A 10,390-nucleotide genomic window follows, 5' to 3' on the forward strand; every position below is an offset into this window, starting at 1 on the left:
ATCATCTATAAGGGGAGATAAAAAACATGAAAAAATGGAATTCAATCGCGATCGCGGCTGCGATGGCCGTCGTCATGACCGCCTGCTCGTCCAACTCGGGCACTCCGGCCGCCAACCAGGGAAATACCGGCTCGGCACAGCCTGAAGGCAGCGGTCAGCCGGTTACGCTCAAAATCGTCTACAAGGACGAGGGCACGGCGAACGCCGCTTCGGTCCGGTTTTTCGGAGAGCTGGAGAAAGCGCTTGCCAAGGATGAGGGCCTGAACGTCAAGTTCGAGCTGGTCGACCTTGCGCAGGGCAGCTACGCCGAGAACCTGAACCTGCTGCTGCTCGGCGGCACGATTCCGGACATCATTTATTTCCAGGGCGGCGACCAGCAGATGGCCGAGCAGGGCCTTCTGGAGGACTTGACTCCTTATATCAATAAATCCAAGTACGTCAAAGACATCATGGAGCCTCATAACATCACCCGCATGACCAGCTATCCGTACCTGCTCTGGATCAAGCCGCTCGCTCCGAAGGCTCCGGTCGTCCGGGAAGATTGGTTCGAGGCGATGGACAGCTCCAAGGCGCTGACGGAAAACCCGACCGTGGACAACTATTACGCCTTCTTCAAGGAGCTGGTCGAGAAGAAGCCGGGCTCCGGCAAGCCGGCTTATGCGCTGACGGCGGCGGGCGACATCGCAGAGATCAATACGATCTTCAACTCGGCGTTCGGCCTCGACAAAACGTGGATCAAAAAGGATGACGGCACGTTCGAATACGCCAAAATCTCGGAAGGCGAAAAGGAAAAGCTGGCCTTCTACAACAAGCTGTACAAGGAAGGCCTGCTGGATCCGCAGTTCATCACGAAGCAGTGGGACACGAAGGAGGACGCCTTCTACAAGGGCGAAGCCGGCGTCATCACCGGCACGGCAGGCAAAATACTCGACCTGTACAACGGCCGCATGCAGGATCTCGGGGGAGCAGGCGCCAAGCTGGTCGTACTGCCTCCAGCCAAGGGCGTCGGCCAAGGCTTCGGAGCGACGGACGTCACGAAGGAATCCCGCGGGCTCGCGATCTCTTCCCAGTCGAAGAACAAGGATGCCGCGTTCCAGGTGTTCGATTACCTCGCCAGCCCCAAAGGGCAGATGCTTGACCGCCTCGGCTATGAAAACGAGGACTACAAGATCGTCGACGGCAAGATCGAGCTGAACGAGAACTATTACAACAATTGGTATGCCCGCTTTTGGGAGCCGGTGAACTTCAAGTCCGACATTCCGCTGAAGACGCCGCTGCTGGGCGAGCCGGGGGAAAAATCGCTGAAGATGGCTTCGGAGTACTACACCGAAGACAACAACTTCATCATTCCGGAGCAGTTCGTCGCCAACTGGGATGCGATGAACAATCTGTACAAGGAATACTCGACGGACTTCATTACCGGCAAGAAGGATCTGAGCCAGTTCGGCCAGTTCGTCGAAGCTTGGAACGCAGCCGGAGGAACCGAGATCACCAAATACGCGAACAAAACCATCAAGTAAGGAGCATGCATCGATGACGACATTCCGCAGTCGGGTAAGGGGCGTGGTGATCTCGACCGCGCTCGGGGATGCCATGGGAGCCCCAGTCGAGAAGCTGACTTATGACGAGATCAAATTGAAATACGGACGCGTAGAGTCCATCATGACGAGATGGCATAAGATGGATCTGCCCGAGGATGTCCGGCTAGGCCGGGTCAGAGGAGACGGCATCGTCACCGACGATACGCTGATGACCATCGCCCTGATCAACGTGTATCATGCCGAGGGCCGGCATCTGGATGCCTACGATATGGGGAACGAGTTCGTGAAGGAGATCGCCTTCCGCAAAACGTTCGTTCCGGAGCTGAACCGCGAGACCTATATCATGGAGCGGCTCTTCTATCCGGAAAAGCATATCTTCCTGCGCCATGTGCTGGCGAACTGCGAGCCGCGCGAAGGCGGCCTCGGCAATATGGTCAACTGCGGGGCGGCGATGTACATCGCCCCGATCGGGGTCGTCAACGCCGGCAACCCAAAGGCGGCCTACGACGAGGCGATCCTGTTCGCGACGGGGCATCAGAGCAGCTACGGCCTCGAGGCGGCAGGAGTGCTTGCCGCCTGCGTCGCCAAGGCGTTCGAGCCCGGAGCGACAGCGGATGCGATCGTGGAGACGGCGCTCTCCCTGGCGAAGGACGGCACGAAGGCGGCGATTGCCGAATTGACGGCCGCCGCCCGCGACCTGCGCTCCCGCAGGGACGACAGGGACGCGGTCATCGCCGTGCTGCACCGGATCATGGCGAAATACTCGCCGATGGGCGACGATGTCAGCCGCCATATCGACAAGGTCGGCATTCCAAGCAATCACTACACCCCCAACCGTCTCTGGTCGATCGAGGAGCTGCCGCTTGCGCTCGCCTTCATCGTCCTGAACGACGGGGACTACTACCGTTCCATTCTGGACGGCATCAACTCCGGACGGGATACGGATTCCATCGGGGTCATGGCCGGCGTCATTGTCGGCGCCATGCACGGCTCCGAGGTCATCTCGCCGGAGGATATCCGGCAGCTGGACGCCGTCAACCGTCTTGATCTGATGGACATCGCCGACCGGTTCAGCGCGACGGCATCGCGGATCATTCAGGACGATCTCTATGCCTGGGAAGCCAGGCGGGAGATGCTGGCGGGCATCCAGGGAGACGGGAAGGAGGAGAGGCCATGATGCCGAAAAACTACGTCGAGACGGTCTATGCGGGCTTCATCGGGATGAATGTCGGCATCAGGCTGGGAGCTCCGATCGAGCCTGTCGCCTGGACATACGAGCGCATTCGGGATGTATACGGGGATATCAGGAATTACGTGAAAAGCTACAACACCTTCGCTGCGGACGACGATGCCAATGGACCGGTCTTCTTCGTCCGGGCTTTGTACGACGATGCGGATGGACGCGAGCTCACGCCCGAGGATGTCGGCAAGGCTTGGCTGAACTATGCCCGGGAAGGCATCGGCATGTTCTGGTGGGGCGGCGAGGACATCAGCACGGAGCACCGCGCTTACCTCAACCTGCGCAAGGGCATTCCCGCCCCCCGCTCAGGCTCGATCGAGGTGAACGGCCTGGAAATGGCCGAGCAGATCGGCGGCCAGATCTTCATCGATTCCTGGGGACTGCTCTTTCCCGGCAATCCGGAGAAGGCGGCGGAATACGCGGAGAAGGCAGCCAGCGTCTCGCATGACGGCAACGGCCTGTATGGAGCCCGCTTCATGGCGGCTTGCATCGCCAAGGCGTTCGAGGCGTCCAGCGTGCAGGCGGTCATTGCCGAAGGGCTTCGCCATATTCCCGGGGACTCCACGTATGCCCGAGTCGTGAATGCCGTCCTGGACTTCCACGAGGGGCGTCCCGGCGATTGGCAGGCATGCCGCCAATACCTGGAGGATCATTGGGGCTACGACAAATACACGGGCGTATGCCATATCATTCCGAATGCCGGCGTCTGCGTGCTTGCCCTGCTATACGGCGAAGGAGATTTTGCGCGCACGGTGGAGATCGCCTCCATGTGCGGCTGGGATACGGACTGCAACGCCGGCAATGTCGGCACCATTCTCGGCGTTTACTCCGGACTGGCCGGCATCCCGGACCATTACCGGAAGCCGATCAACGATTTCATCGTCGCCTCCAGCGTGTCGGGCTATCTCAACCTGGTCGACTTTCCGACCTTCGCCAGAGAGCTGGCGCTGCTCGGCTATCGGGTCAACGGCGAGGAGGCTCCCCGGAGGCTGAAGGAAAGCTTCAAGCCGGGCGAGGTGTTCTTCGACTTCGATCTGCCGGGGTCGACGCATGGCTTCCGCACGAGCAACGGCTTCAAGACGCCGGTCGTCCGCCATTCCGCCTTGCGGAGCCGGGACGGCAGCCGCGGCTCGCTGGAGGTCGTCTTCGACCGCCTCGTAACCGGCGACAGCAGCAAAATCTACTGGAAGCCGTTCTACCGGCGGGCGGAATTCAACGACGAGAAGTACAAGCCGGTGTTCTCGCCGCTGGCCTGCGTCGGGCAGAGAGTCAGCGCGGCCATCTATGCCGACCAATGGGAAGGCGAGCCGATCGTCCTTACTCCCTATGTCCGGAATACGTTCACGCAAAAGGACATTCTCTTGGAGCCGATCAAGCCGGCGAACGGGCAATGGAGCGAGATTTCATTTGTCATTCCCGATACGGACGGCGCGCTGCTCGACGAGATCGGCTGGATTCTGGAAAGCCCGTCGCCGCTGGCGGAGCGCGCGATCGGAAGCTTGTTTCTAGGACGATTCCGTATTGAGGGACCCGTTTCGTACACGATTGATTTCGCCAAGCAGGCCAAGGAGTTCGGCTCCATCACGCCCTTCTCCCATCACCGGGGCAAGTGGGAGCTGGACGGCGGCGCGATGGTATGCAGGTCGGAGAGCGACGCCGCTTCGTTCTCGGGCAATTATTACGAGCGGGACATGGCCGTCGAGGCGACGGTCCAGCCGCTGGAGGGAACAAGCCATCTTCTGATCGCCCGGGCACAGGGCGTCATGCGGCACTATCTGGCCGGCTTCGACGGACCTGGGACGGTATCGTTCATCAAGCAGGATTTCGGGACGACGCGCCTCATTACGGCCAAGTACGACTGGAAGCCGGGCAAGGAATACCGCTTCAAGCTGACCGCCGAGGGAGATGCCTTCACGCTCGGGATCAATGGGGAGAACGTGCTGGAATGCCGGGATCCGTCCTTCGGTCACGGCATGTTCGGCTTCGGCTGCCTGGAGGGAGGAGTCAGCGGAATCAAGGATGTTGCGGTGCGGTCGCTTCCGGACGGAGAGAGGGCATGATGCCGGATCAGGAAGGCAAGCGCAGCATCCTCGTCGTCGGAAGCATCAACATGGACGTCGTCAGCAAGGTGGACCGCTTCCCGCAGCCGGGCGAAACGGTGTCCGGCCTCGGAACTTCGTTCTTTCCCGGAGGCAAGGGAGCCAACCAGGCGGCGGCCGCCGCCAAGGCCGGAGCGGCATGCTCCATGATCGGCGCCGTCGGCAGCGATCCCTTCGGCGACGCCTTGGTGCATTCGCTGGAGGACTCCGGCGTCGGCGTGCAGTCCGTCCTGACCAAGGAAGGGACGTCGGGTCTCGCCGTCATCACCGTGAGTGCAGACGGGGAAAATCATATCGTCCTGTCGGAAGGCGCCAACGGAATGCTGACAGCGGACGATGCCGCCGCCGAGACGGACTGGGGCGGAGTCTACGCGGTGCTGCTGCAAAATGAAATCCCATGGGAGACGAGCAAGGCGGTTATCCGGTCGGCAAGCGAGGCGGGTGTCCGCGTCTGGCTCAATCCCGCTCCGGCACGGGAAGTGCCGGCCGAGCTGCTGCCGCTGCTGGACACGCTTATCGTCAACGAGACGGAGGCTTCGGCAGTGAGCGGAATTCAGGTCGCACATATCGGGTCGGCTGAAGCTGCAGCCTCCGAACTGCTGTCCCGAGGCGCGGGAAGGGTCGTCGTCACGCTCGGAGAGCAGGGCTGCTTGTGCGCAGAGTCTTCCGGAGACCGTTGTGCCGTGCCTGCTTACAAGGTCGAGGCGGCCGATACGACCGCAGCGGGCGACACCTTCATCGGCGCATTCGCGGCTGCCTGCGCGCAAGGATCGGAATCCCGGGAGGCGCTCCGGTTCGCGGCGGCTGCCGCAGCGATTGCCGTTACGCGCCATGGAGCCCAGTCCTCGATTCCGTCCAAGGATGAGATCGAGGCGTTCATGGCAGGGGAACTGGCCGGAGAATAACAGGACTGCGATTTGCCTGCCGGAGTTTCCGGGCAGTCAGACACAGCCGGAGGATGTTCCTTCGGCTGATTGCTGTTCGGTCATTCCCGGGGAATGAGCCGGAAAAGCCGTCTCGACCTGCTTCCTTCGGAATTCCAGGTTTCAAGTCCGCACCCTCAGGAAGCTCCGTTTGAGCTTCGTCCTCCGCAGCTGCGCCAGGCCGATCCTGCCCTGCAAGGGAGACGAGCCTGCACCCGTCTCTGCGGCTCAGACGGTTTGACGATAATTCCGTGAATATCGCCAAGGCAAAGGCGCAACCTAGAAGAGGCCATTTCATACGAACGCCACGGGAGGAGGGGCAGCATCATGGAAATACAGGCAGCTTTTACGTCGCCGGAGGGAATCCGGGAAGCGCTCCGCAAGCTGGAGATGCTCCGCGCGGCGGAAATCCGCGAAGGCGAGGACGGCATCCTCACCGCCGTCGTGGACGACAGCCGGGCCGGCCAGGCGCTGGCGGTCATCTCCGGAGCCGGGGGCACGGTGGAGCAATAAGCGCCGCCCGGCAGGAGCTTGCAAGCTGTGACGCCGATGCGAAGCCGATGCATCTTCGGCACCGGTGCAAGGCTTGCGGCCGGATCGCGACTGCCGGGCCGCCAGCCTTCGAAAAAACAGCCCGGAAGCGGAAGGCTTCCGGGCTGTTTGGATTGCTTTTCGAGGCAAGGCGTGCCGCATTCTGTCGAATTTGAAGCTGCATGAGACTGCACGATCCCGCTATCCGTTCAAAAAGACCGGCAGCCGCCGCAGTCCGAACATCAGGTTGCTCTCGATCCTCTCCAGCGGCACGGAGCGGTCGCGGCTGAACCGGGGATAGCGCTCAAGCAAGGTTTCCAGGACGATGCGGGATTCCAGCCGGGCAAGCTGGGCTCCAAGGCAGTAGTGGATGCCGCTGCCGAGCCCGACATGGGCATTGGGCGAGCGGCGGATGTCGAAGCGCTCCGGCTCCGGAAATGCCTTCTCGTCATGGTTGGCCGAGGCGATATAGAGGAAGACGGGATCGCCGGCTTTCATGGCCATTCCCCCGAGCTCGGTATCCCGCTTCACCGACCGGAACATCATCTGCACCGGCGAGAAGTAGCGGAACACCTCCTCGATGGCGGAAGGAATGAGCGTGCGGTCGGCAATCAGCTCCTCGCGTACTTCGGGCAGGCTGTCGAGGCACAGGAAGATCGAGGCGATCAGGTTGGTCGTCGTCTCGTTGCCGGCGACGAGCAGCAGGATGCAGAAGCCGATCAGCTCGATCTCGCTCAGCTGCTCTCCGTCTACCTTGGCATGGACGAGATTGCTGATGAGATCGTCCCGCGGCTCGAGCCTCCGCTCGGCGGCGACAGCCGAGAAGTAAGGGCTCATCTCGCGCTGGCATTGGACGTAGCGCTCTTGGTTCGTTCCGACCAGATCCTCCGACCATTGCTTGAAGCGGCTGAGGTCGCCTCCGGGATGCCCAGCATGCGGGCGATGACGGAGATGGGCAGCGGGCTGGCCAGGTCTTCCAGGACATCGAAGACGGGCTTCGCTGCCGCCTTGTCGAGCAATTGTTCCGCGAGCTTGCGGATGGCGGGCTCCATCGATTCGATGACACGCGGAGTGAAGGCTTTGGACACGAGCATTCGAAGCTGGCGATGCTTCGGCGGATCCTGCCTGAGAATGCTGGAATCGATCGGGTCGTCCGGGTTGTGCTCTCCTTGGGAGGAGAAGCGCTCATAATCCGTAAAGGCGGTCTTGACCTCGTCGTAACCGAAAAGCCTCCAGCCGGTATAACCCTCCCCTTCGAATCGCTCCACGGGAGACCGGTGTCTCAGCTCTCTGAACCGGTCCAAAGGGATCAGCTGCGGTTCGTTCCATTCCACTCGATTCACCTCGCTAAGGATGCATGGTTGTCTGTCCGATGCTGCAAGACTGGATTCCGTCTTCGGGCAGCCGGCTTCGATTTCCATTTTAATCCTTATTCAGGCAGGTGGAAAGTCCAGCCTTTCCCCGATCGGAGGTTTTGTGCCGCCTATCGCATCTGTTGTAGAATAGACGGGATAGCAAGCGAGGGGGCTTATGCGAAGATGAAATATCATGAACTTACGATCTCGACCACCGAGGAAGCGGTGGAGATGATTTCCAACTTTTTGCATGAACAGGGCGCAGGCGGAGTTTCCATCGAAGAATCCGGCTCCTTGAACAGGCGGCGCGACGAGTCGTTCGGCCAATGGTACGAGCTGCCGCACAACGATATCGCCGAGGGAGACGCCGTCATCAAGGGCTACTTCAGCGAAGACGAGGACATGGACGCCCATGTGGCCGCCATCCGTCCCCGGATCGAGGAGCTGAAGGACTACGACATCAATCCCGGTACATACGAAATCGCCGTCGTCACGGTGGACGAGGACGACTGGGCGACGGCCTGGAAGCAGTATTTCAAGCCGATCCGGGTCACCGAAAGGCTGACGATCAAGCCGACCTGGGAGCCGTACGAGGGTTCCGGGGACGAGCGCATCATCGAGCTTGATCCCGGCATGGCATTCGGCACCGGCACCCATCCGACGACCTCCCTATGCCTGCGCGCGCTTGAATCGGCGATCCGCGAGGGGGACGAGGTCATCGACGTCGGCACCGGCTCCGGCATATTGGCCATCGGGGCCGTCCTGCTGGGCGCATCCAGCGTGCTGGCTGTCGATCTCGACCCGGTCGCTGTATCCAGCGCCAAGGAAAATGCCCGTCTGAACGGCATGGACGACGTCATCCAGGTGCTGCAAAGCGACCTGCTCGGCGTCATCAGCCGCAGTGCGGGAGAGGGCGCCGGCTGGAACGGCACCGCCAACGCGGCCGAGGACGAGGCCAGGGAGCAGCTGGCCGAAGCGATGGAGCAGGCCGGCCCGCTGCGGGTCGAGGCGCCTTGCGATCTGGTCGTCGCCAACATTCTCGCGGAGATCATCCTGCTGTTCATCGATGACGTCTACGAGGCGCTGAAGCCGGGCGGCATCTATATCGCTTCGGGCATCTACGAGAACAAGGAGCAGGCCGTCGAAGCCGGGCTTCTGGCATCCGGCTTCGAGATCGTCGACCGCGTCCGCGAGGACAAATGGATCGCCTTCGTGGCCGCCAAGCCAGAAGGGGAGCGGTAAGCCATGGAGGGGTTGGACAATCTTCTCGCTTACCCTGTCGCCGAGCTTCCCTTTGTCCTGCTTGTCCTGATCATCGCCTTTACTCTCCACGAGTTCGCCCATGCCTACTCGGCGTACAAATTCGGAGACGACACCGCCTACAAGCAGGGCCGGGTTACGCTCAATCCGGCTTCCCATATCGATTTTTTCGGCATGTTCCTGATCCTGATCGCGGGCTTCGGCTGGGCCAAGCCGGTGCCGGTCATGAGCTCCCGCTTCAAGCGGCCGCGGCTGATGAGCATCGTCGTCTCCCTTGTCGGACCGCTCAGCAACCTTCTGCTGATGGCGATCGGAGTGTTCATCGTGTCGGCTCTCAATTTCTCGGGCATTCTGAATGACACGCCTCTGCGCTACATCGATGCCCTGAACGTTTTCTTCAAATATTTCATCTATCTGAACGGCATGCTGTTCCTGTTCAACCTGATTCCGCTGCCTCCGCTGGACGGCTACCGGATTCTGTACGAGCTGCTGCCTCGCCGCTCTCGGATTCTGCTGGATCAGTATTCTCAGTGGGGAGTCCTGGTTTTCCTGCTGCTCGTGTTCATACCGGCGCTTAGCAATGCGACCATTCGTCCCTATCTGGCTCTGGTCGGCGATCTGCACTTGTTTTTCCTTCGCCTCTTCACGCCCTTGTTCTTTGGATAAATTCAAGTCCGCGCTTCCATGGCGCGGGCTTTTTTTATGCCGCCGTGCGGCCGGGATCCGTGGGGCCGAATAGATTTCCCGCCTCAAAACGTGTATGATGGAGGATGACTTTTAAAAACAGGAGTTTGGCCCACTATGCAGCGTTACTTTATAACGCCGGAGCAGTTCGGCGACAACGGCGTCACCTTAAGCGGCGAGGACGCCCATCATATCGCGAGAGTCATGCGGATGAAACCGGGAGACGAGATCATCGCCAGCGACGGCGCGCAGCGTGAAGCCCGCATCGTCCTGACGGATGTCGATCCGTCCCTAGTCAGAGGCGACATCGCCGAAAGGCTTCCGATGGACCGGGAGCCGCTCTGGCAGGTCACGGTCGCCCAAGGCCTTCCGAAGGGCGACAAGATGGAGCTTGTCATCCAGAAGGGAACGGAGATCGGAGCGGCCGGATTTCTGCCGTTCCAGTGCGAGCGGATGGTCGTCCAGTACGACGCCCGCAAGGAAGCCAAGCGGCTGGAGCGCTGGGGCAGGATCGCCAAGGAAGCGGCGGAGCAGGCCCATCGCAGCCGGCTGCCGGCCGTCCATGAGGTCCATGCCTGGAAAGAGCTGCTGGCGGCTTTTGCCGATTACGACCTCGTGCTGTTCTGCTATGAAGCGGAAGGACATGAGCCGGGCGGGCTGACCGGTCTTGCGGACCGCATCAGGCAAGCCCGCGAGGCGGGCAGGCTGACGGCGGACAAGGCGCACCGGCTGCTGCTGGTCGTCGGTCCCGAAGGCG

General features: G+C 61.1%; 10 protein-coding genes. 8 read left to right on the plus strand and 2 right to left on the minus strand.

Features of this window, described 5'->3' with window-relative positions:
* Nucleotides 1-26: 26 nt before the first annotated feature.
* The 5 genes from BN871_RS13880 to BN871_RS13900 all read left to right on the plus strand — a co-directional run bounded on the left by BN871_RS13880 (nucleotide 27) and on the right by BN871_RS13900 (nucleotide 6,316).
* A complete protein-coding gene (locus BN871_RS13880; protein WP_048746683.1) occupies nucleotides 27-1,520 on the plus strand; it encodes an extracellular solute-binding protein in 1,494 nt (497 codons plus the stop codon).
* A gap of 13 nt (nucleotides 1,521-1,533) precedes the next feature.
* Nucleotides 1,534-2,718, plus strand: coding sequence for an ADP-ribosylglycohydrolase family protein (locus BN871_RS13885; RefSeq protein WP_048746685.1), 1,185 nt, complete (start codon nucleotides 1,534-1,536; stop codon nucleotides 2,716-2,718).
* On the plus strand, nucleotides 2,715-4,841 hold the full coding sequence (locus BN871_RS13890; protein WP_053086981.1) for an ADP-ribosylglycohydrolase family protein: 2,127 nt from the start codon (nucleotides 2,715-2,717) through the stop codon (nucleotides 4,839-4,841). Before BN871_RS13885 ends, BN871_RS13890 begins: the two co-directional genes overlap by 4 nt.
* A complete protein-coding gene (gene rbsK / locus BN871_RS13895) occupies nucleotides 4,838-5,785 on the plus strand; it encodes a ribokinase (protein ID WP_232313048.1) in 948 nt (315 codons plus the stop codon). Before BN871_RS13890 ends, rbsK begins: the two co-directional genes overlap by 4 nt.
* A 345-nt stretch (nucleotides 5,786-6,130) precedes the next feature.
* On the plus strand, nucleotides 6,131-6,316 hold the full coding sequence (locus tag BN871_RS13900) for a hypothetical protein (protein ID WP_048746687.1): 186 nt from the start codon (nucleotides 6,131-6,133) through the stop codon (nucleotides 6,314-6,316).
* 219 nt (nucleotides 6,317-6,535) lie between these two features.
* Here the strand turns inward: BN871_RS13900 and BN871_RS29075 are convergent, their stop codons facing one another.
* Both BN871_RS29075 and BN871_RS29080 read right to left on the minus strand, forming a co-directional pair.
* Nucleotides 6,536-7,171 (minus strand): cytochrome P450, encoded by a 636-nt coding sequence (locus tag BN871_RS29075; protein ID WP_332310218.1) that lies wholly within the window; start codon nucleotides 7,169-7,171, stop codon nucleotides 6,536-6,538.
* Complete coding sequence (locus BN871_RS29080) at nucleotides 7,168-7,668, minus strand: hypothetical protein (RefSeq protein ID WP_232313050.1); 501 nt, start codon at nucleotides 7,666-7,668, stop codon at nucleotides 7,168-7,170. Before BN871_RS29080 ends, BN871_RS29075 begins: the two co-directional genes overlap by 4 nt.
* 204 nt (nucleotides 7,669-7,872) lie before the next feature.
* Between BN871_RS29080 and prmA the strand changes: the two genes are divergently transcribed.
* From prmA to BN871_RS13920, 3 genes are all read left to right on the plus strand, one after another.
* The gene (prmA, locus tag BN871_RS13910; protein ID WP_048746689.1) at nucleotides 7,873-8,931 is read left to right on the plus strand and encodes a 50S ribosomal protein L11 methyltransferase; all 1,059 of its coding nucleotides are present in this window, start codon (nucleotides 7,873-7,875) and stop codon (nucleotides 8,929-8,931) included.
* A gap of 3 nt (nucleotides 8,932-8,934) precedes the next feature.
* Nucleotides 8,935-9,615, plus strand: a complete 681-nt coding sequence (locus tag BN871_RS13915; RefSeq protein ID WP_021882391.1) for a site-2 protease family protein — start codon at nucleotides 8,935-8,937, stop codon at nucleotides 9,613-9,615.
* 135 nt (nucleotides 9,616-9,750) lie between these two features.
* The coding region (locus BN871_RS13920; protein WP_048746691.1) for a 16S rRNA (uracil(1498)-N(3))-methyltransferase at nucleotides 9,751-10,390 on the plus strand (640 nt) is incomplete at its 3' end.

Origin of the sequence: Paenibacillus sp. P22, assembly GCF_000469945.2 — a bacterium.
Lineage (GTDB): Bacteria > Bacillota > Bacilli > Paenibacillales > Paenibacillaceae > Paenibacillus_O > Paenibacillus_O humicus.

Bases quoted from the DNA above. Each gene is read 5' to 3' on its own strand.
- BN871_RS13880 (WP_048746683.1), top strand. From the start codon at position 27: ATGAAAAAATGGAATTCAATCGCGATCGCGGCTGCGATGGCCGTCGTC.
- BN871_RS13885 (WP_048746685.1), top strand. From the start codon at position 1,534: ATGACGACATTCCGCAGTCGGGTAAGGGGCGTGGTGATCTCGACCGCG.
- BN871_RS13890 (WP_053086981.1), top strand. From the start codon at position 2,715: ATGATGCCGAAAAACTACGTCGAGACGGTCTATGCGGGCTTCATCGGG.
- rbsK (WP_232313048.1), top strand. From the start codon at position 4,838: ATGATGCCGGATCAGGAAGGCAAGCGCAGCATCCTCGTCGTCGGAAGC.
- BN871_RS13900 (WP_048746687.1), top strand. From the start codon at position 6,131: ATGGAAATACAGGCAGCTTTTACGTCGCCGGAGGGAATCCGGGAAGCG.
- BN871_RS29075 (WP_332310218.1), bottom strand. From the start codon at position 7,171: ATGAGCCCTTACTTCTCGGCTGTCGCCGCCGAGCGGAGGCTCGAGCCG.
- prmA (WP_048746689.1), top strand. From the start codon at position 7,873: ATGAAATATCATGAACTTACGATCTCGACCACCGAGGAAGCGGTGGAG.
- BN871_RS13915 (WP_021882391.1), top strand. From the start codon at position 8,935: ATGGAGGGGTTGGACAATCTTCTCGCTTACCCTGTCGCCGAGCTTCCC.